The sequence below is a fragment of the Leisingera coralii genome (genome assembly GCF_049056525.1).
GTDB classification, from domain to species: Bacteria; Pseudomonadota; Alphaproteobacteria; order Rhodobacterales; family Rhodobacteraceae; genus Leisingera; species Leisingera coralii.
The window spans coordinates 1-18,968 of record NZ_JBHUPT010000066.1 but is presented as its reverse complement, the minus strand read 5'-3'; the positions used below and the strand labels follow the sequence as shown (position 1 = coordinate 18,968).

20 protein-coding genes and 1 pseudogene are annotated in these 18,968 nt (G+C 62.4%); 19 read left to right on the top strand and 2 right to left on the bottom strand.

Features of this window, described 5'->3' with window-relative positions; translation table 11 throughout:
* Position 1 precedes the first annotated feature (1 nt).
* From ACFMBG_RS19595 to ACFMBG_RS19570, 6 genes are all read left to right on the top strand, one after another.
* Positions 2 to 409 (top strand): metallophosphoesterase family protein, encoded by a 408-nt coding sequence (locus ACFMBG_RS19595; protein ID WP_421056359.1) that lies wholly within the window; start codon positions 2 to 4, stop codon positions 407 to 409.
* The gene (locus ACFMBG_RS19590) at positions 406 to 762 is read left to right on the top strand and encodes a hypothetical protein (protein WP_421056358.1); all 357 of its coding nucleotides are present in this window, start codon (positions 406 to 408) and stop codon (positions 760 to 762) included. Before ACFMBG_RS19595 ends, ACFMBG_RS19590 begins: the two co-directional genes overlap by 4 nt.
* Before the next feature lie 261 nt (positions 763 to 1,023).
* Positions 1,024 to 1,194 (top strand): hypothetical protein, encoded by a 171-nt coding sequence (locus tag ACFMBG_RS19585; protein WP_421056357.1) that lies wholly within the window; start codon positions 1,024 to 1,026, stop codon positions 1,192 to 1,194.
* Between the two features lie 251 nt (positions 1,195 to 1,445).
* Positions 1,446 to 2,360 (top strand): LysR family transcriptional regulator, encoded by a 915-nt coding sequence (locus ACFMBG_RS19580; protein ID WP_421056356.1) that lies wholly within the window; start codon positions 1,446 to 1,448, stop codon positions 2,358 to 2,360.
* 88 nt (positions 2,361 to 2,448) lie between these two features.
* Positions 2,449 to 4,518 (top strand): acetate--CoA ligase family protein, encoded by a 2,070-nt coding sequence (locus tag ACFMBG_RS19575; RefSeq protein WP_421056355.1) that lies wholly within the window; start codon positions 2,449 to 2,451, stop codon positions 4,516 to 4,518.
* 25 nt (positions 4,519 to 4,543) lie between these two features.
* The gene (locus tag ACFMBG_RS19570; RefSeq protein WP_421056354.1) at positions 4,544 to 6,211 is read left to right on the top strand and encodes an ABC transporter substrate-binding protein; all 1,668 of its coding nucleotides are present in this window, start codon (positions 4,544 to 4,546) and stop codon (positions 6,209 to 6,211) included.
* Positions 6,212 to 6,420: 209 nt separating this feature from the next.
* Here ACFMBG_RS19570 and ACFMBG_RS19565 read toward each other — a convergent pair whose 3' ends face one another.
* On the bottom strand, positions 6,421 to 7,350 hold the full coding sequence (locus ACFMBG_RS19565; RefSeq protein WP_421056353.1) for a GlxA family transcriptional regulator: 930 nt from the start codon (positions 7,348 to 7,350) through the stop codon (positions 6,421 to 6,423).
* Between the two features lie 100 nt (positions 7,351 to 7,450).
* On the opposite strand from ACFMBG_RS19565, the gene ACFMBG_RS19560 reads away from it, so the two are divergent.
* The 4 genes from ACFMBG_RS19560 to ACFMBG_RS19545 are packed head-to-tail and all read left to right on the top strand — an operon-like array spanning position 7,451 to position 11,930.
* The gene (locus ACFMBG_RS19560) at positions 7,451 to 8,638 is read left to right on the top strand and encodes a TauD/TfdA family dioxygenase (protein ID WP_421056352.1); all 1,188 of its coding nucleotides are present in this window, start codon (positions 7,451 to 7,453) and stop codon (positions 8,636 to 8,638) included.
* Complete coding sequence (locus tag ACFMBG_RS19555; RefSeq protein ID WP_421056351.1) at positions 8,635 to 9,000, top strand: hypothetical protein; 366 nt, start codon at positions 8,635 to 8,637, stop codon at positions 8,998 to 9,000. Before ACFMBG_RS19560 ends, ACFMBG_RS19555 begins: the two co-directional genes overlap by 4 nt.
* Positions 8,997 to 11,105: an acetate--CoA ligase family protein gene (locus tag ACFMBG_RS19550; RefSeq protein ID WP_421056350.1), complete on the top strand. Its 2,109-nt coding sequence runs from the start codon at positions 8,997 to 8,999 to the stop codon at positions 11,103 to 11,105. The genes ACFMBG_RS19555 and ACFMBG_RS19550 overlap by 4 nt, the downstream gene beginning before the upstream one ends.
* A 3-nt stretch (positions 11,106 to 11,108) precedes the next feature.
* On the top strand, positions 11,109 to 11,930 hold the full coding sequence (locus ACFMBG_RS19545; protein ID WP_421056349.1) for an enoyl-CoA hydratase/isomerase family protein: 822 nt from the start codon (positions 11,109 to 11,111) through the stop codon (positions 11,928 to 11,930).
* A gap of 1,098 nt (positions 11,931 to 13,028) precedes the next feature.
* On the opposite strand, the gene ACFMBG_RS19540 is transcribed toward ACFMBG_RS19545, so the two are convergent.
* Positions 13,029 to 14,471 carry an NCS1 family nucleobase:cation symporter-1 gene (locus ACFMBG_RS19540; protein ID WP_421056348.1) on the bottom strand — a complete coding sequence of 481 codons (1,443 nt, stop codon included), beginning with the start codon at positions 14,469 to 14,471 and terminating at the stop codon, positions 13,029 to 13,031.
* A 173-nt stretch (positions 14,472 to 14,644) separates the two neighbouring features.
* On the opposite strand from ACFMBG_RS19540, the gene ACFMBG_RS19535 reads away from it, so the two are divergent.
* The 9 genes and pseudogenes from ACFMBG_RS19535 to ACFMBG_RS19495 all read left to right on the top strand — a co-directional run bounded on the left by ACFMBG_RS19535 (position 14,645) and on the right by ACFMBG_RS19495 (position 18,737).
* Complete coding sequence (locus ACFMBG_RS19535; protein ID WP_421056347.1) at positions 14,645 to 15,301, top strand: GntR family transcriptional regulator; 657 nt, start codon at positions 14,645 to 14,647, stop codon at positions 15,299 to 15,301.
* Positions 15,302 to 15,487: 186 nt separating this feature from the next.
* Complete coding sequence (locus ACFMBG_RS19530; protein ID WP_421056346.1) at positions 15,488 to 15,841, top strand: ABC transporter permease subunit; 354 nt, start codon at positions 15,488 to 15,490, stop codon at positions 15,839 to 15,841.
* Positions 15,780 to 16,166, top strand: a complete 387-nt coding sequence (locus ACFMBG_RS19525) for a hypothetical protein (protein WP_421056345.1) — start codon at positions 15,780 to 15,782, stop codon at positions 16,164 to 16,166. Before ACFMBG_RS19530 ends, ACFMBG_RS19525 begins: the two co-directional genes overlap by 62 nt.
* Positions 16,100 to 16,468 carry an ATP-binding cassette domain-containing protein gene (locus ACFMBG_RS19520; RefSeq protein WP_421056369.1) on the top strand — a complete coding sequence of 123 codons (369 nt, stop codon included), beginning with the start codon at positions 16,100 to 16,102 and terminating at the stop codon, positions 16,466 to 16,468. Before ACFMBG_RS19525 ends, ACFMBG_RS19520 begins: the two co-directional genes overlap by 67 nt.
* Before the next feature lie 253 nt (positions 16,469 to 16,721).
* Positions 16,722 to 17,066: a UDP-2,3-diacylglucosamine diphosphatase gene (locus ACFMBG_RS19515; protein WP_421056344.1), complete on the top strand. Its 345-nt coding sequence runs from the start codon at positions 16,722 to 16,724 to the stop codon at positions 17,064 to 17,066.
* Positions 17,063 to 17,224 carry a metallophosphoesterase family protein gene (locus ACFMBG_RS19510; RefSeq protein WP_421056343.1) on the top strand — a complete coding sequence of 54 codons (162 nt, stop codon included), beginning with the start codon at positions 17,063 to 17,065 and terminating at the stop codon, positions 17,222 to 17,224. The genes ACFMBG_RS19515 and ACFMBG_RS19510 overlap by 4 nt, the downstream gene beginning before the upstream one ends.
* 123 nt (positions 17,225 to 17,347) lie before the next feature.
* Positions 17,348 to 17,524 (top strand): hypothetical protein, encoded by a 177-nt coding sequence (locus tag ACFMBG_RS19505; protein WP_421056342.1) that lies wholly within the window; start codon positions 17,348 to 17,350, stop codon positions 17,522 to 17,524.
* 15 nt (positions 17,525 to 17,539) lie between these two features.
* Positions 17,540 to 18,207, top strand: a pseudogene (locus ACFMBG_RS19500) (DUF3419 family protein).
* Between the two features lie 5 nt (positions 18,208 to 18,212).
* Complete coding sequence (locus ACFMBG_RS19495; protein ID WP_421056341.1) at positions 18,213 to 18,737, top strand: class I SAM-dependent methyltransferase; 525 nt, start codon at positions 18,213 to 18,215, stop codon at positions 18,735 to 18,737.
* Positions 18,738 to 18,968 lie beyond the last annotated feature (231 nt).

Sequence of the window (18,968 nt, the reverse complement as noted above, 5' to 3'; positions counted from 1 at the left end):
CATGAGCCATCCGCCGTTCAAGGCCGGCATTCCGGCGATGGACCGGATCATGATGCTGGATGCGGAGCCATTCCACGAGGTGATCGCCACCTATAAATCCCTGATACGCCACCTGTTCTTCGACCACGTCCATCACGCGATTTCGGGGAATTGGCGCAGGATCAGCTTCTCCTGCAGGCGCGGGCTGAGCCATCAGGCGGGGCTGGAACTGTCCGGGGACGGATCCTTTATCGGAGGCGGCCTGGTCTGCCCTGCCTATGGCGTTGCGCTGCTGGATGCCGGTTGCGTCACGGTTCACATGCATGATTTTGCCTGCCGGGCGCCGAAGTTTCCGCAGCATTCACTGGATGGAACAGACCCGGAAACCTGGCAGCTGGAAATGGGGCACGAAGGTTTCCTTGATCCATGAGCCGCCTCAAAACCATACCTGCGGCGGTTCCGGAAGAGAGACCGGCCGCTCTACTGAGCCTCGCTGAAAAGGTGCTCTGCGACATTGACGGCTGCCGGGAACCTCGGAATTCGTGCGGAAATACCGGGACCGGCTTCTCGTTGTCTCCAACAACTCCACCGGCACCCGCCACAGCCGGTCTGCCGGGCTGGAGGCCATGGGACTATGCATCGAAGCAAAAATGGAATGTTCTGGCCGGTGAGGTTGCCTTGCATTTCGTCCGCGAGCAGTTCGGCAAGGCGCGGACCTTTGCCTTGGCCAGCCAGCAGAATGAGGACGAGGCAGAACGAATTGGCCTGCAGCTTTTTGAGTAAAGACCGGACGCTCTGCTGATCCGCCGGGATACTGATCTGACCCTGGCCAGGCTCAAGATGGCCCTGCGGTTCTTTGCACAGAAGGTTCCGGTGGTCGTCTCCAGCGCCGATGTCACGCACCGGGGTTCCGAAGGCCCGGCAATTGAGACCGATGCCATCTTTTCAATGCTGCGCAGAGCCCGGAGACGTGCATTTCGCCGGTAAACCCGCGCCGGGGCTGTTCCTTACAGCTCTGGCGGCACGGCCCCTGCAAATGCCGTGATGATCGGCGGCAACCCGGCAAAAGAAAGCAACGGCTCGCATTTGCTGGGTATCCCGGCCATCCTGCTTGGCAGCAGCAGAACGGGCGAAGCGGCGGTGAAGGGTTTGGAGGCGCTTCTCTCGCCGGGGGGCAGCTATGGCATTGAGGCATGCACTGGCTGGGGTGCTTGACCCTTAGCCTGGATAAGGCCGATCTGTTCCGGGCTTCCACTGCGGTCTTGAATGCCTGGCTATACTTACTGACCTGCCAAGCGTTGGGCGGGCGCGGAAGTTCGCTGCATACACGAGCAAGGCAGGAAAACTTGCAGGTCACGAACATTCGTCCGGTTTGGGGGCAGCGCAAGATGCTCCGTTGCCTAGTGAGTAAATAAAGAAATTCAGAAAGTGATTCCCATAAATTTCAAAAAGGTTATTCTCGGGCAATGCATCTGAAGCTTCGTCATCTGGAAGTCTTTCATGCCGTAATGGAAGAAGGCTCGGTCTCCAAGGCGGCGGAGGCGCTTAACCTGAGCCAGCCCGCGATCAGCACGGCGCTGACCCGGCTTGAAGAAATGCTGGGGTATGGGCTGTTCTTCCGATCCAAGGGGCATTTCACACCGCGTCCGGAAGCATTTTTGCTCCATGCAGATGCTGAGTTGTCGCTCATGGCAGTCGAACAATTTGCGGCGCGCGCACGGCTGATCGGCCAAGGGCGTGCAGGGCTTATCCGGGTGGGATCGATCGGGGCGGCGGCGATGAGCATTCTGCCCGAACTGGTATCGTCATTCACCCGGGACAATCCGCTGGTGGAAATCGATCTGCAGGTGCGCAGCTCGAACCGGATCTCGTACTATGTGAGCAACGGGCAGCTTGATATCGGCCTGATTGAGGCCCCCGCGGCAGCGGCCGGGATTTCGTCGATTGAACTGCCGGTCCCTTGCGTCTGCATCTTCCATGAAAGCTCTGAACTTGCGCAGCACTCCGTGATCACACCCAAGGACCTTGCCGGACAGAGATTGATCGGAATTCAGAACGGGCATCAGGTGGACCGTCAGATCATCGATGTCTGCTCTCAGGCCGGGGTGGAGCTGGAAATTACTGTGCGGGGGTTCTTCTTTGCGGTGGTTCGGCGCATGGTGTCCCACGCCGGGGGCGTGGCCATTGTGGAAGCGCTGAACGGGATGCAGCCATTTGGCGATGGCGTGCTTTGGCGCCCCTTTGAACCGGGGATCAATTACCGCATGGCGCTTATTACCAAATCCGGGGCCGAACCGGCAAAACCTGCGGCGGAGTTCGCAGACCGGGTCAGGCTGGCATTGACGCAGGCGGCCGGAATGGGCGGCGGTGCTGATGTATAAGTTTTCCAAAATTACTCTTATTAAAAATCAATTTTCCCAATAATCGGAAATCGCTGACACTCCTGGGACACTCAAGCTGAGGGTCACAATGTTGCGTTCCACCACACCGCCCGCGTCCCTGGACGCACTGTTCACGCCGCGATCCATCGCGCTGGTAGGCGTATCCGACAAGCCGGGATCCTACGGCCAGGCCATGGATACCATGTGCTGCAGCGGGGGCTACGCGGGGCGGATCATGCGGGTGAATCCCCGGCTGGCGCAGCCTGGGGCCGGAATCTATGCCGCGTTGGCGGATCTGCCGGAGATCCCCGATCATGTTGTCCTTGGCGTCGCCACCGACCGGGTCGAGGCCGCCACGGACGAGGCTTTGGCGTCCGGCGCGCGCGCAATCACGATCTTTGCAGAATGCCCCGATACCGCCATGCGCCAAAGGCTCGGCGAAAAGGTCCGGGCGGCAGGTGCCGTGCTCTGCGGCCCCAACAGCATGGGGCTGCATGAACTGACAGGCGGTCTGCGCATTTCGCCTTTCCCCGCGCCGCTGGACCGCAAGGCGGGGGGAATCGGTCTTATCGCGCAATCGGGCTCCATTCTCGGGGCGCTGGTGAACAATGCCCCCCAGCTGCGTTTTTCCCAGGCGGTGAGCACTGGCTCGGAAACCGTGACCACCGCGGCGGATTATCTGGGCTGGATGGCCGCGCGCCCGGAAACCACATGCATAGGGCTTTTCCTTGAAACCGTTCGCGATCCGGATGGCTTCATGCAGGCATTGCAGACGGCGTCAGAGAAGGACATTCCCGTTGTGATTCTGAAGGTCGGGCGGTCCGCGCTGGGGGCCCGGATGGCGATTTCCCACACCGGCGCGATGGTGGGGGACGACGCCGTGTTCCGGGCGATGGCCCGGCGCTATGGCGCGCATCTGGCCGGGACCGTTGACGAAATGGCCGCCATGCTGGCGGTGTTTTCCCAAGGGCGCAGAGCCCCGGCATCCGGACTGGCCTCGATCCACGATTCCGGGGGCGAGCGCGAACTTATCGCGGATCTCGCCGAATCCGCGGGGTTGCATTTTGCAGATCTGAGCGCCGCCACCCGAAACGCCATGCAGAAGGTTCTCGAACCGGGTGTGGCCGCTGAAAACCCGCTGGATGCCTGGGCCACGGGACGTAATGCGCAAAGCAGTTTTGCCGGGGTTACGCGTGCCATGATGGCAGATCCCGAGGTGGGAGTCGGGCTGTATGTGCTGAACTGGCGGGACAATTACGAGCTGCACGCCATGCATGAGCGGGCACTCTCGGCTGCCTTTGCCGGGGTGGACAAGCCGCTTTTCGCCGTCTCCAATTACGCCTTGAGCGATCACAAGGCGCTTGCCGCCCGCCTCGCCAGCCAGGGTATTCCGCTGATCGGCGGGCTGCAAAATGCGCTGTCCGCGGTCAAAGCTCTGGTTTCTCATCAGCCGATGGCCGCGCGGGCACTCCCGCCGGAGCCCAATCCCGCTGCCGAGGGCTGGCGGGACAGGCTTTCTGCTGCTGAGTGGATCGGTGAGGCTGAGGGCTACGCGTTGTTCGAAAGCTACGGGATCGCCGTTCCCCGTCATGGACTCGCCCGCAGCCGGGAAGAGGCGCTGGCAATTGCGCAGGACATTGCCGGACCGGTCATCCTCAAGACGGCGAAACCCAAACTGTCGCACAAATCCGACGTGGGCGGCGTGCGCCCGGGGCTGGCCACGCCTGAGGCCATTGCCGCCGCCTATGACGACATGGCGGAGCGGTTGTCGCCTGATGCGCTGGTTGCGCAGATGCTCGCGCCGGGCAGCGAATGGTCGCTGGGCGCAGTGAACGATCCGCATTTCGGCCCGGTGGTCCGCATTGCGCCCGGCGGCCTGCTGGTGGATCTCATGCCGGAACAGGCGTTGCTGCTGGCCCCGTTCACCGCCGAAGAGGCCCGCGCCGCCATCCTGTCGCTGCGCGCGTCCATCACCCTGTCCGGCTACAGGGGGCAGCCACCCAAAGCGCTTGACGCGCTGGCACAGAACGCCGCGGCCTTGTCGCGGCTGACCTGGGATTTGCGCGACGTGCTGGCCGAGGCCGAAATCAATCCGGTGATCGTGGGAGAAGCCGGAGCAACAGCTGCCGATGCCGTCATTCGGACGCGCAACGCCTAATCAGTCAGAAATCAGGGAGGACACCATGAAATTCTACAAATCCGGACAGGACAAGCTTCCGGCCGCGCTCAAACACATGGGGCGCGAGGCACAATACTCGGATGACGAGATCCATCGGCGCGAGTTTCTGGCCCTGGCCAGCGCCTTTGGGGCTACGTCCGCCACGGCTTATGGCATGCTGGGCATGGCCCGCCCGGCCATGGCGGAAACGCCGAGCCGGGGCGGCACCCTGCGTGTGGGTCAGCCGCTTTTGGCAGGCAAGGACCCGCGCACATGGGATGGCATCAATATTCAGGCAAATGTTGCCCGGGGCTGGCTGGAATACCTGGTGCGCTACACCCATGACTACACCTTTGAGCCTTATCTGTTGGAAGGCTGGGAACTGTCCGAGGACGCGACGACCTATGTCTTGCGTGTCCGCCCGGGTGTCACATGGCACACCGGCGAAACGCTGACCGCCGCCCATGTCGCCGCCAATATCGAAGGCTGGTGCGATGGCACGGTCGAGGGAAATTCCATGGCGTCGCGCCTGTCCAACCTCGTCGATCCCGACACCGGTAAGGCTGCCGCAGGCGCGATCGAGGTTGTCGATGACATGACCGTGCGGCTGAACCTCCGCGCCGCCGATATCTCGATCATCCCCAGCATCTCTGACTACCCGGCAGCGGTCGTGCATCCCAGCCGCATCGGTGCCGATCCGTTCTCCGACCCGATGGGCACCGGACCGTACAAGCTGGAAGAATTCTCAGCCGGCGACCGTGCAATCGTGGTGCGCGCCGAGGGGCATACCTGGTGGAACGAAGGCAATGGCGCCTGGCTCGACCGGGTGGAGTATATCGATTACGGCACCGACCAGAACGCGATCCTCGCTGCGTTCGAATCCGAGGAAATCGACATCAATTACGAAACCAGTGGAGACTTCGTGCCGCTCCTCACGGGTGTCGGGCTGGTTGAGCACGAGGCTGTAACGGCTTCAACCATCGTGATCCGCACCAACCAGAAAACCGAGGTGGACGGCAACCGCCCCTATGCAGACGTGCGGGTGCGCAAGGCGCTGGCGCTGGCGGTCGACAATTCGACGATCCTGGAACTGGGAAATGCAGGTCTCGGAAAGCCCGCGGAAAACCACCACGTGGGGCCAATGCATCCCGAATATTCCGAGCTGCCCCCGGTTGGCCGCGAGGTCGAGGCTGCGCGCGCGCTGATGGAAGAAGCTGGAATGCTGGATTACGAGCATGAGCTGATCTCCCTCGAAGACGGGTTCCGCCGCGACACGGGCGATGCCACGGCAGCCCAGCTGCGCGATGCAGGTCTCAAAGTCAGGCGCACAGTGGTCCCCGGTGCAACTTTCTGGAATTCCTGGGCGGAATTCCCGTTTTCCGTCTCCGCGTGGGGGCACCGTCCGCTGGGCGTGCAGGTCTATGCGCTGGCCTATAAATCCGGGGTTCCATGGAACGAGACAGGCTTTTCCAATGCCGAGTTCGACGAGGGCCTGACCAAGGCGCTGGCCACAGTGGATATCGAAGAGCGCCGGAAAATCATGGCCCGCCTTATGCAGATCATGCAGGATGAAGGTGTGATCATCCAGCCGTATTGGCGGTCAATCTACAATCACACGCGGCCGCATGTGAAAGGCGCCAGAATGCATCAGGCCTTTGAGCTGCATCTGGATCAGATCTGGGTGGAAGGCTGATCACACCCAGGAGTGCATCTATGAGGGGGTGTGCGGAAAACTGCGCCCCCTATGATCCGGTCCCGGCAAGGGCTTTGGCCCTGCGAAAGCTGCGAACGGCAGGGTTGTCCCGCCTTGCTGAGACTCGCCGCTGCCCGGATGCTGCAACAGCATCGAATTGCTCCATGGCGCACGAGTGGCACCATGCGGAGCGGATCCGACCGAAGGTCTCAGCTGTTGCGTCCGGCCGAAGCGGGATGGCCGTACCGCTGTTTATAGGCCCTGGCAAAGCTTTCGGGGTTTTCGAAGCCGCACAGGCTGGAGATTTCGCCGATGCGCAGGCTGGAGTTGAGCAGCAGGTTGCGCGCTTCGGCCAGCCGCAGATTCCGGTAATAACCAGAGGGCGTTTCCCCCAGGTGGTGCTTGAACAGCCGCCCCAAGGTCCATAGCGGCACGCCGACCCGGGCGGCAATTTCCGCGATTTGCACGGGCTGGTCCAGAGTGGCAATCATCAAGTCAACCGCCTTGGCCAGGTTCCGGTCCAGCCGCGCCAGCGAGGTGTCGGTCAGCAGCCGCTGCTGCGGGCCGTTATGATTGGTGGGCCGGTAGGTGAGGATCTCGGCCACCCGGTCTGCCAGATGGCGCCCGTTGAAGTGTTCGATCAGCCCGAGCGTCATGTCGAAAGTCGCCACCCCGCCTGCGCTGGAGCAGCGGTTGCCTGAGACATCGAACAGCCGGTCCGCAAACATTTCCGCCCCGAATTTCTCCCGGTAGCCGCGCAGCGCCTCGAAATGCACCGCAGCGGGTGTGTGGTGCAGCAGCCCGGCTTCGGCAAAGATCAGCGCACCGGTGTCAACGCAGCCCATCACCGCCCCCTCGCGCGCGCGCCGCTTGAGCCAGCTGAGAAGCGGGCCGGCAATGGCGCTCTCGGGGTGGTACGAAGACAGCAGAATCACGACATCTGCCTTCTCGCGGTCCAGCGGTTCCGTGTTGATCGCGATGCCGCTCGAGCTGGTCAGCGTGCCCCCCTCCACCGACAGGAACCGCCACCGCCAGACCGTTTCTGCGCTCTCGCGGTTGGCGACGCGCAAGGGTTCTGTCACCAGGGTCAGCGACAGTGCGGGGAATTTGCCGGTCAGAACGATATCAGCTTGCAGCATTGTGGCTCGCCAGTTTGTCAATCCACGTTAGGAAATTGCAAATTCAGGTCAAGCAGCTTTTCGAACCTCTTTCTAACATCGCCAGAACGGAGGAGATGACATGAGCGAGCTGCCCTGGACGCCGGACTTTGACGTTTGGCCGATTTATAACCAAGCGGAGCATCTGAAGCACGCGGCGGAAGCGCTGGAGGTGACCTGGCCGGATGGCCGGACCAGCCGGCACCATGCCCTGCTGTTGCGGGAAAACAGCCCCGACCCGGCAACGATCCATCCGAAGGCCCGGGAGATGTGTGTTTCTCCCTGCGGGATTGCCGCGGATCTCGCCATCACCGGGGCGGAGATCCTCGCAAACGGCGCTGTGGAGGTGCGGTTCTCCGATGGAACCGCTAGCGCTTACCACCCCGGCTGGCTGCGCGGGACCGCCTGGTTTGGCGAGGAGGAGCCGTCTCCGCCGGTCCTGTGGCGCGGTGAGGAACTGGCGGAGCCGCTGACCTTCGATGGTCCCGAGGCGCTGGAGAATCCGCGGGTGTTCCTGCAATGGCTGGAGGCCTTGCGCGACTTTGGCGTTGCCCGCCTGCGCGGCCTGCCGCAGCAGGACGGGCTGCTGGAGCAGATCGTCACCCGCATCGGCCCGGTCCGCGAAAGCAACTTTGGCCGCCAGTATGTGCTGGAGATCAAGGACGACCCGGACAGCCAGGCCTTCACTCCGGACAAGCTGTTGCAGCACATCGACATGCCGACGCGGGAAACGCCGCACGGGCTGCAGTTCCTTTATACCCGCGACAACACCACGGCAGGCGGGGAGGGGATCTATGTCGATGCCTACCGGGTGGCCGAGGATATGCGCGAGGAGGAGCCGGAACATTTCCAGTCGCTGGTGACCGACGTCTGGGAATACAGCAACCGCGCCCGCGGTTCGGACTACCGCGCCCAAGGTCCGGTGGTGGAGACCGACGCCAAGGGCCGGATTACAGGCGTGCGCTACAACACTTTCCTGCGCGCGCCGCTGAAGGCGCCGCTGGAGGTGCAGGCGCGGGCTTACAAGGCCTACCGGTCCTTCTGCGGCCGGGCGCAGGATCCGCGTTACGAGATGGTTTTCCGGTACGAGCCTGGCGATCTTCTGGCCTTTGACAACCGCCGCGCTCTGCATGGACGGGCGGGGTATGACGCCAAGGGCGGCACCCGTTTCATTGAGGGGATTTACTCCGACCGTGACGATTTGCACTCCCGTATCCGCACACTTCAGCGCCAGCTCCGGGCCGAGGCAGAGCAGGAGGCGCAGCAATGATCCCCGAACGCATGGCCGCTGTCCTTCTTACCGGCTGTGGCGGGCCGGGGAGCCTGCAATACCGCACCGATGTTCCGGTGCCGCAGACCGGCTCGGGTGAGGTGCTGGTCCGCGGGACTGCTGAGCACTGCTGGTTCGACGTGACCCTTGCCTGGACCTTGGATCGGACGGTGCAGGTGATGCCGCTGGTGCGCGACCTGGCGCCGCCGATCGAGCAGCCTTGCGAGACCTATGCGCAAGGCCGCACCGCCGCCCGCCGTACCGGCCTGACACTGGCTGCCGTCGGCCATCTGTTGCAGGGGCTGACTGCCGGGCTCAGCCCTGAGGTGACTGGCGATCCGGTTGCGGAGTACAGCCTGTGACTAAAGCAGAACGTTTGAAACGCATGCTGAACCCGGCCCGCGCCGCGTGGTTCGGCGGCGGCGGGATCGCCCCTTCGATTGAGTATATGAGGGCCAATGGTTTCACAGGAGAAGCTGTTGCAGTGAATCCCAAGCGGGCGGAGATCGCCGGGCTGCCTTGCGTGCCTTCGGTGGCCGAACTGCCCTGGGCACCGGATCTCGCCATTCTGGTGATCCCCAAGGAAGCGGTGATAGGCACAGTGCGTTTCCTTTCCGAAAGGGGCTGCGGCGGGGTGGTCTGCATCACTTCGGGCTTCTCCGAAAGCGCCGATGGCGCCGCGCGGCAGGCAGAGCTGATCGAGGCCGCCGGAGACATGCCGGTGATCGGCCCCAATTGCCCCGGCATCGCCAATTTTCTGGACGGCAGCGCCTTCATGATGGATCACTTCGGCAACCACGCACCGGACAGGGGTGTGGCAGTGATCTCCAATGGCGGCGCGTACCTCAGCGACCTTGGCTGCGCCGATCGCTCGCAGCCCATCGCCTATATGATTGGCCTCGGCAATCAGGCGATGGTCAGCGTCGCCGATATGCTGGACGCGGTGCTGGACGACAGCCGGGTAACGGCGGTGAATGTCTATTTCGAGGGCATCGCCGATATTGCAAAGCTCAGCCGGGCCGCCGCCAAGGCCGCCCGCAAGGGGATTCCGGTAGTGGCAATCAAGGGCGGCCGCAGCGCAGCAGGCACCCGTGCGGCGCAATCGCATACGGCGTCTCTGTCGGGCGATGCGGAGGTGGCCTCGGCCCTGTTCCGCCGCTTTGGCTGGATTGAAGTGACGACGCCTTCGGAAGCCATTGAAACCGTGAAAATGCTGAGCTTCACGCCCGTGCCCAAGGGGGTGAAAACCGGCTTCGTCACGTCGTCAGGGTCCTATGCGGTTCTGGGCGGAGATCTTGCTGAGAAGGCGGGACTGCAGATGGTGCCGCCCTCGGCGGAGGCCGCACTCGCGATTGACGCGGCGCTGCCAGCCTATGTCGGCCCGGCCAACCCGCTGGACATTTCCGACGCGCATGGCTGGCCGCAGGCGGACCAGCTGCCGATCTACCAGGCCTTTGCGCAGGATGACTACGACCTGTTTGTACAGGTGATGTGCTACCCGCCCGAAGGCGGCTGGGACATGTCGACTTGGGACGCCACCACCAGTGCGCTGGCCGAGGCCAAGGGCAACCGCCCGGCAGCTTTCGTCAACACTCTGTCCGAGGCGCTGCCGCGCGAGGCCCGCGACAGAATGATCGCCAATGACATGGCGCCCTTGCAGGGGATCGAGGATGGCCTGCGGGCGGCGGCTCATGCGGCACACTATGGGGCAATGCGCAGCGGTCTGAACCCCGAATCCATGATTTTAAGCGATGAGGGCTGCATTCGGCCGCGGGTAGGGGCCTTGCCCCGTCCCGGGCGGGCGGATGGGAGCAGCCCGGCGTTTCCGCCGGGCGGTACGCTGAGCGAAGCGGACGCGAAGAAGTCACTGGCGAAAAGCGGTCTCGATGTCCCGTGCCAATGGGTCGTGCACGGCCCGGACAGCCTGCCGGAGATCTCTTGCACCTGCGCCTTGAAAGCCATCGTGCCGGGGCTTTTGCACAAGACCGAGGCCGGCGCGGTGGCTTTGAACATCGCCCCGGAAAACCTGCCTGCTGAGATCAGCGTCATGGCAGCGCGGCTTGCGGAGCAGGGTCTTGAGCCTGAGGGCTTCCTTATCGAGGAGATGATCCAGAATCCCGTTGGCGAACTGCTCGTTGGTATCCGCCGCGTGCCGGACATTGGCCTCACCCTGACGCTGGCCATCGGCGGCATTGCGGTGGAGCTGATGCAGGACACAGCCACGCTGATCCTGCCCGCACCGCGCGCCGGTATCGAGGCCGCGCTGAAAGGGCTGAAGCTGGCACCGCTGGTCCTCGGCTACCGCGGCCGGCCTGCGGTGGACCTTTCTGCCACGCTTGATGCGATTGAGGCGCTCTGCGCCTTTGCCGCCGGCAACTCCGAAATTGAAGAGCTGGAAGTGAACCCGCTTCTGCTGACCCAATCCCGCGCGGCAGTTGCCGACGCAGTCCTGACCCTGAAAGGCTGAGACATGACCGATTACACCCATCTGATCTATGAAGTGGATGCCGACCACATCTGCTGGCTGACGCTGAACCGGCCGGAAAAGCTCAACGCGATGAACCTGAAACTGATTGCCGAGTTGCAGGCTGGGCTGGAGCGGGCCGACGCAGATGACGACGTCAACGTGATCGTGATCCAGGGCGCGGGCCGCGGCTTTTGCGCCGGCCACGATCTGGACGAGGACGCGGAAGAGGACCGGACCTCGATCTACGAATACCGGGCGCATTACTTCAAGCAGTTCGAGGAGTTCACTACGCCTTGGCGTGTGACCAAGCCGGTGATTGCTTCAGTGAACTCGATCGCCATCGGCAAGGGGTTTGAGCTGAGCCTGTTCTGCGACATCACCATTGCCTCGGACGATACCCGCATCGGCTATAACGAGGTGCGCTACGGCATTTCCGGCCACTGCATGTTCCTGCCCTGGCTGGTGAACATGAAGACCGCCAAGGATCTGTTGCTGACGGGGCGCGAGCTGACCGCGGCGGAGGCCAAGGAGATGGGGCTTATCACCGATGTGGTGCCGCTCGCAGAGCTGAAGGAGGCGACCCGTAAGAAAGCGCTGCTGATGGCCCGGATGCCGCGGGAGATGCAGCGGATGCATAAGATGTACCTCAATCGCGTCTACGAAATGCAGGGTCTGCGCACGGCGACGGACTATTATCTTGAACAGGTTGCAATTCTCGGCGCCCAACCCGTGGCGGAATATGAGGCATTTTCAAAGTCCACAATCGAGAAAGGTCTCAAGGCAGCTCTGACCGAGGCCAACGCACGTTACGAGGGGCTGGATTAAGTTGGCCATATCCTGCCGGTCCTTTTTTCAGGACCGGCAGAAGATCGCGGGCCAAGGCAGCGTGCTGGCTTGGCGCCTGGGATGACAGGGGTTCTGCCGCCGGGGCCTCTTTCCGCCGCGATCCAGGGCTCAAATACGCCGGGAAAACCAGGACACAGCACGCTGTGTTGAAATTCATGACAACCCGATGGTCGCATTTGAAGACACCAGGGGTGAGCCCTGCCGGGACCCAGCCGACAGCTAGCCGGAAGGTAAAAGCCTGGCGGAGGGGAAGGAGCTGTTTGGGATCTGAACTGGGAAGGAACGCCGGGGTACTCGGTCCTTGAAGCCGCCTCAGCTGCGGGACAGGGAACTTGTGCATCCCGGATTGGAATGCGCCCCACTGCGGACTAAAAGCCGCGTAAGCAGGATTATGTAAATATTTGAGCTGGCACGGGCAGTCTAAGCGCAAGGCCTGGCGACGGCATCGGCGCGCCGTTCGGTGGAGGCCTTGTCTAAGCGTTTCGGCACCCGGATCACGCGAGGCTGAATGTTCGGTACAAAGAACACCTTCAACTCGCCATTCTCGCCGGTATCGGAGATCGCCTGCAGGCGGATCTAAAGGGGGGCGCCCGGCTCCATGGACCCGCAAAAGTGAACCTGCAAATAATCTGCGCCAAAGCCTCGGGTTCATCTAGGCTGCATCGCGGGTTGCGGAAGCGGTTGTTCAAATCATTTTGGAAATTGCCGGCCGGCCCCGCCATCGGGGCGGCTTAGCAAGCTTGCGCACTTCCTGACATCAATTCTGCAACACCAGGTGTCAGCCTCCAACGATGGGCATCAGGCCCCGGCGAGTCTCCAGGGCTTGCTCGGCCGGGCGCCGTGGACACGCCGTGGCGGCAATTTCTGTCGCAGCACTCTAACCCAACCTGTTTTCCTGGTCACTCCGCCCGATCTGCTGCCGGCGATCTCCGTCCGTCGGATCCCGTTCCCCGCATAGGCCATGGATATCGCTGGCGCGCTCCATTCCTGTAGTCCGGGGCACAAAGGGAAGCTGCTTCAAGCCGAAAAAAGGCCGGTGGAGTATAGCCTCCACCGGCCGGCCATTTCGGAATGCCGTCAGACCTTCACGTGATCCTTAGCAAGATTGTTGTAGATCACACCGCCGAGAACAGCACCAATCACCCAGTTGTAGCCGGACAGGAACGCAAACCACGGAACCCAGACTGTAGCAACCGAGAAGATTGCCGCTAGACCGAAAGCCTTTACCGCAGCGCCGTTCCAGCCGTTGTCATAGTGATAGATACCGCCGTCCATGTTGTAGAGGTCATCTTCGTTCAGCTGCTCTTTCCGGTGGACGTAATAGTCAACGATCATGATACCGAAGATAGGGGCGAGCGTCGCGCCGAGCGTATTGACAAAGCCGCTGATCCCGAACTGGCTGATGAAGCTGTTCCAGAACCCGCCGATCACCAGGGCAAAGACCGAAGTGATCAGACCTGCCTTTCGGAAGCTGATTTTCTCCGGCGAAAGGTTGGCGATGCCGTTCACCGCGGGGATGAAGTTGGCCACCAGGTTGATGCCAACAGTTGCGGCAAAGAAAGTGATTGCAGCAATAACGCCCAGAAGCACGCTGTCGGTGCGTTCGACGATCTCGGTCGGGTTGATGATCTCCTCGCCGAATACCACCGCTGCGCCACCCGTCGTCAGCAGTGCCAGCGCCGAGAACAGGATCATGTTGAAGGGCAGCCCTGCGAGGTTGCCAATCAGCATTGTCGGCTTGTCCTTGGCATAGCGCGAGAAGTCGCTGAAGTTGATCATCACCGCGGCAAAATAGGCAACCATCGTGCCCACGATGGCGATGAACCCCTTGAATTCGGTCCAGAAGGTGCTTTCGGGATTGGCAAAGATCGTCGCGGTGGCCGTCAGGAGCTGTCCATCGGACCGCTGCCAGAGCACGATGACAAGGCCGATCATCACCAGGTAGACGAAGGGGCCGGCGATATTCAGGAAGGTCTCGACCCAGTTCATGCCGCGCCAGAAGATCACGATGTGGAATCCCCAGACGATCACGAAGGAGAGCCAGTCAATTCCCGTCAGGCCGAGAATTTCCGTCCCGCCGCTCAAGCCCGTTATCGAGCGGATCAAAAGAGCAAGCGCCGTCGAGGCAAAGTAGACCTGGACCCCGTACCAGAAAACGGCGACCGTCGCGCGCAGGACCGCGGGCAGTTTCGCGCCTTGGGTCCCAAGGCTGGCGCGCGCCAGAACCGGATAGGGAATGCCGTACTTTTCGCCGGCCGCGCCCGAGAGATTCACCATCCACATGACGAAGAGCCCGGCCGTAATCAGTGCCGCAAAGGCTGTCCAGCCGCCCACGCCGAATGAAATGAACAGCGACGCCACAAGCGAATAGCCGAAAAGCGACTGAACGTCATTTGCCCAAATGTTGAAGATGGCGAACCATCCCCATGTCTTTTCGTCGTCCCCGACCGGGTTAAGTGCATTGCCCTTGGGGTCCAGCGTGCCCCCGTGCGCGACATGCATTTCATCTGTTGCAGTCATGTTTTCCTCCCTGAAGCCCGTTGTGCGGGCGGCAGTTGACCCTGCCGCCAATCAGCGTGATAAATTGAGCTTGCAACTAACATGTTAGAAGGTATTCTAGGAAACCGGCTATAAGAAATATCAAATAGCACCTTATGGAAACTGCGGGTAATACCGGGCGGGGAGAAGCGGCAATGAACCAGACGCAGGATGGTCAGCTTCAGGCAGACAGGGCGCAGGAGGCCTTGTGGTCTGCATTGCGGAGCGGGGAATTGCGGGACGGGCAGTTTTTGTCAATGTCTCAACTTGTTGAAATTCTTGAATTTCCACTTTCCGCCGTCCGGGAGGCCGTGAAGCAGGCCAGTTCACAGGGTCTGCTTGCCACATTGCCCAAGCGCGGCGTGCGGGTAATGGAAGCGCGCCCCGAAACCATCCGGGAATGCCTTGATTTCCGGATGGCCTTGGATCAGGAGGGCGCGCGGCGGCGGATCTCCGGCAGCGCGCTGTCCGGGCTGGATGTCCTGCGAAAGCAGCACGAGGCAATGCGGGATGCCGCTGAAGTCAACGCAGCAATGGAACTGCCGCCAAAGGCCATCGCTATCGACCTGTCACTGCACGACTACTTGGCTGAGGGGCTCGGCAATTCGCAGCTGGCAAGCGCTTACAGCGCCAACCGGATGCGTATCGCCATTATCCAGAATGCACGCCCGTTCCTCCAGATCCGGATCGTCTCGGCAATGGAAGAGCACCTCGCTATCATCGACGCTCTGGAACGCCATGACTCTGGCGCGGTGACCGACACAATCCGGTATCACTACGAGCAGACTCTTCGCTGGTGGGGCATCAGCTGAAACCCCCTTTTCCTGCCGCGCGGCGCCAAATTGCGCGCCGGTGTACCGGCAATGTCCGTCAATAACCGAAAACGACCGTGTCAGATTGGGAGGCTGTCCCTGCAGTGGTTCCCGGTGGTGACAATCGTCTCCCCCGGGCGCCGGTTTCCTGCAGATGCTGCCCAATATCGTGCTGCCGGTCATATCATGCGGATGATGCGCGCCTCGGTGATCGACGTGATGGCCTCCGACTACGTGCAGATGGCGCGGCTCAAGGGCGTGCCGGAACGCCGGATCATCTGGAAGCACGTGGTGCCGAACGCGATGATCCCGGCGCCCAACGTGATCGCACTGACCATCGCCTGGCTGCTGACCGGTGTTGTGGTGGTCGAGAAAGTCTTCAACTATCCTGACACCGACACGCTGGGCCGCGATGTGTTTTCGCGCGTGGTCCATGGCGGTCGTCTGGCAATCACGGTCACGTTCGCCGCTGCCGTGATTGCCACCCTGGGGTGGCTTTGCCGGCATCTTCTTCGGCACCGCCGGCGGCCGGGTCGATGAATACTCCATGCGCATCGTCGGCGCCTTCCTGTTGATGCCGTGGCTCTTGTTCCTGCTGCTGATCATCTCGATCGGCGGCGCCGGGCCGCTGACCATCATCCCGACGCAGGGATTCTTCTATGGCGTGGCGGTGATGCAGGTGGCCGCCCGCGATTTCGTCACCGCCGCCAAGGCCCGGGGCGAGGCGCTGTGGCCGATCCTGCCCCGGGAAGTCTTCCCCAAGCTCTCCGATATCCTGCTGGTCGAAGGCGCGATGCGCTGGAGCTGGCACCGGGCGAGACGCTCGGCATTGTCGGCGAGAGCGGCTCCGGCAAGTCCACCGTAGCGCTGGCGATGATTGGCTACCTGAAACCCGGCCTGCCGGTGTTCAGCGGCCGCGCGGTGTTTGACGGCAACGACATGTTTGCCTTCCCGGAGCAGCAGCTGGCGCGCTTGCGCGGCTCCACCATCGCGCTGATCCCGCAGAACGCGGGCCAGACGCTGACGCCGATGCTGAAGATCAGCCAGCAGATCGAAGAGGCGTTGCGGCTGCACACCGCGCTCAGCGCCGGGGAGCGCAGTGTCAAAGTGTTGGAGCCGGATCCCGATACCGCCCCCGCCCTGCTGGCCAAAGACATGAGCGAGTAAGCCCCGCCCGCAACCGGCTGCCCGTTCCAGCGCCGCTGCACGAAACGGGTTGGCCCGGTCTGCGGCACCCAAACGCCGCCCGCGCAGGTGCTTGACGCAGGCCACGTGATCCACTGCCACATACCGGCCGCCAGCCTGCAGAAGGCCGAGTTTGCCTAAGTGGAGCTTTCAAAGGCCCGTCTCAGCAGCGTCATGGTTCTGATAACTTGACCGGCTAAGCAGTCCAGCAAGCAAGTCAGATGGTGTGTGCCAAATGAAAGACCGCACAATCTGTCTGTCGGATATTCATCTTGGCACGCCCGGCTGCCAGGCAGAGCTGCTTCTGGATTTCCTGAACACCTATGACGCCGAGAGCTACTACCTCGTCGGCGACATCATCGATGCCTGGCGGATCAAGCGCAAAGGCTGTCTTTGGCCGCAGGCTCATAACAGCGTGGTCCAGGCGCTCCTGGGCAAGGCGCATGATGGCGGCCGCATCTACCTGATCCCAGGCAACCACGACGAGTTCCTGCGCTCCTATCTGGGCACCCATTTCGGCGGCATCGAGGTGCCGCGCCCGGCCGACTTCACGCCAGCGACGGCAAACGCTACCTGGTGACCCATGGCCACCGGTTCGACTCGGTCGTGATGCACGCCAAATGGCTCGCCCATCTGGGGGACCGGGCCAATGACTTCATGCTGTGGCTCAACACCCGCCTGAATCGCGCGCGCCGCCTGTGGGGCGGCCAGTACTGGTCGCTGTCAAAATGGGCCTAGCAGCAGGTCAAGCAAGCGGTCAATTTCATCAGCGAATACGAAAACGCGCTGACGGCAGAGGCACGCCGCGGCGGCTATGACGGTGTCATCTGCGGCCACATCCACAGCGCCGCGGTCCGCGACATGAACGGCATCACCTATGTAAACGCCGGCGACTGGGTCGAAAGCTGCACCGCGGTTGTGGAACTGGAAACCGGCCGGCTGGCGCTGATCGACTGGGAGCGTTCGGCCCGCCAGGCCCGCCACCGCGTGCGCACACACCGTGCCCGCGGCTGGCACAAGCAACTCGAAAACGTATGATGAAGGCAACAGCTGATGAATAGTACCGCCCAGGCGCAACTGGACGCCGCCGTCCTGCAGGAAAGCGGTGCGGCAACCGGCCGGCTGGAACGCCTGTTCTCCCGCCTGTTCCTGGGGCTGGTCCATCCGCAGATCTGGGAAGACCTGGTGGTCGACATGGAAGCGCTGGAGATCAAACCGGACGACAATCTGGTTAGCATCGCATCGGGCAGCTGCAACCTGCTGGCCTATCTGACGGCCGGACCGGCTTCGGTGACCGCTGCCGACTTGTCGCCTGCGTATGTGGCACTGGGCCGGCTGAAACTTGCCGCCGCGCATAGCCTGCCGGACTATGCGGCCTTCTACCAATTCTTCGGCTGTGCGGACATAGCCAGCAACACGGCGCTGCACGATCGCTATATCCGTGGCTACCTGGATCAAAACACGGCTATGTGCTGCTGGATGCGCAGGACTGGATGAACGACGGCCAGCTGAATGCGCTGTGGCAGGAAATCACCCGCACCGCAGCCCCCGGCGCCCGGGTGATCTTCCGCACCGGCGGCACCAACGACATCCTGCCCGGCCGGGTGAAGCCGGAGGTCCTGAACCGCTGGGCTTATGACAGCGAAGCCTCTGCCCGCGGCACTGCGCAGGACCGCTCCGCCATTTATGGCGCCTTCCACCTCTACCGGTTTCAGGGCTGAGACCGATGCTTGACAACGCCTCCACCACCCGCGCGGCACTGATGGACCAAGCCTACCGGCACCAGCGCCTGGTTTATGACCTGACCCGCAAGTACTATCTCTTCGGGCGCGACCGGCTGATTGCGGGGCTGAACCCGCAGGAAGGGTCGCACGTGCTGGAAGTTTTCTGCGGCACCGGCCGCAACCTCAGGCTGGCGGCACGAAAGTACCCGCATTGCGCCTTCTACGGCCTGGATATTTCCACCGAAATGCTGACATCCGCCCGAGGCAAGCTCGGGGACTATGTGCAGCTTGCCCAGGCCGACGCCTGCAGCTTTGACGGCACCCAGCTCTTCCGGCGCAGCAAGTTCGACCGGATCTTCGTCTCCTACGGGATCTCGAAGATCCCGGACTGGCAGGCCGCCCTGCGCGTGTCCTGCGCGCATCTGGCCCCCGGCGGTCAATTGCATGTTCTGGATTTCTCGGATCAGACGGGCTGGCCGAGCTGGTTCGGGTGGGACCTCAGCAGCGCCTGCAAACGGTTGCCGTAGAAACCGGCGGGCAGGCGCGCTGCAGCCAGCTGTACCGGGGCTATGCGCAATACGGCATCGTGAAGATGCCGGACACTGCCCGCGGCGCAAGGGAGGGGAGATCCCGGATCCGCGTTTGACAGCCTGCCGCGGGATGGTTTTGCACAGCGGGAGAGTGTGACGAATGCGGAAATGAGCCGCGGGTGAGATGACGCCAGCCGGGGTGAATACATACGGCTTTCAAGCGGACAG

What these genes read in the sequence shown, in the direction of transcription:
- ACFMBG_RS19590 (WP_421056358.1), top strand. Translation starts at nt 406, where the DNA reads ATGAGCCGCCTCAAAACCATACCTGCGGCGGTTCCGGAAGAGAGACCG.
- ACFMBG_RS19565 (WP_421056353.1), bottom strand. Translation starts at nt 7,350, where the DNA reads ATGCTGCAAGCTGATATCGTTCTGACCGGCAAATTCCCCGCACTGTCG.
- ACFMBG_RS19495 (WP_421056341.1), top strand. Translation starts at nt 18,213, where the DNA reads ATGCTTGACAACGCCTCCACCACCCGCGCGGCACTGATGGACCAAGCC.
- ACFMBG_RS19540 (WP_421056348.1), bottom strand. Translation starts at nt 14,471, where the DNA reads ATGACTGCAACAGATGAAATGCATGTCGCGCACGGGGGCACGCTGGAC.
- ACFMBG_RS19515 (WP_421056344.1), top strand. Translation starts at nt 16,722, where the DNA reads ATGAAAGACCGCACAATCTGTCTGTCGGATATTCATCTTGGCACGCCC.
- ACFMBG_RS19575 (WP_421056355.1), top strand. Translation starts at nt 2,449, where the DNA reads ATGTTGCGTTCCACCACACCGCCCGCGTCCCTGGACGCACTGTTCACG.
- ACFMBG_RS19560 (WP_421056352.1), top strand. Translation starts at nt 7,451, where the DNA reads ATGAGCGAGCTGCCCTGGACGCCGGACTTTGACGTTTGGCCGATTTAT.
- ACFMBG_RS19505 (WP_421056342.1), top strand. Translation starts at nt 17,348, where the DNA reads ATGAACGGCATCACCTATGTAAACGCCGGCGACTGGGTCGAAAGCTGC.
- ACFMBG_RS19545 (WP_421056349.1), top strand. Translation starts at nt 11,109, where the DNA reads ATGACCGATTACACCCATCTGATCTATGAAGTGGATGCCGACCACATC.
- ACFMBG_RS19535 (WP_421056347.1), top strand. Translation starts at nt 14,645, where the DNA reads ATGAACCAGACGCAGGATGGTCAGCTTCAGGCAGACAGGGCGCAGGAG.
- ACFMBG_RS19555 (WP_421056351.1), top strand. Translation starts at nt 8,635, where the DNA reads ATGATCCCCGAACGCATGGCCGCTGTCCTTCTTACCGGCTGTGGCGGG.
- ACFMBG_RS19530 (WP_421056346.1), top strand. Translation starts at nt 15,488, where the DNA reads ATGCGGATGATGCGCGCCTCGGTGATCGACGTGATGGCCTCCGACTAC.
- ACFMBG_RS19570 (WP_421056354.1), top strand. Translation starts at nt 4,544, where the DNA reads ATGAAATTCTACAAATCCGGACAGGACAAGCTTCCGGCCGCGCTCAAA.
- ACFMBG_RS19580 (WP_421056356.1), top strand. Translation starts at nt 1,446, where the DNA reads ATGCATCTGAAGCTTCGTCATCTGGAAGTCTTTCATGCCGTAATGGAA.
- ACFMBG_RS19585 (WP_421056357.1), top strand. Translation starts at nt 1,024, where the DNA reads ATGATCGGCGGCAACCCGGCAAAAGAAAGCAACGGCTCGCATTTGCTG.
- ACFMBG_RS19595 (WP_421056359.1), top strand. Translation starts at nt 2, where the DNA reads ATGAGCCATCCGCCGTTCAAGGCCGGCATTCCGGCGATGGACCGGATC.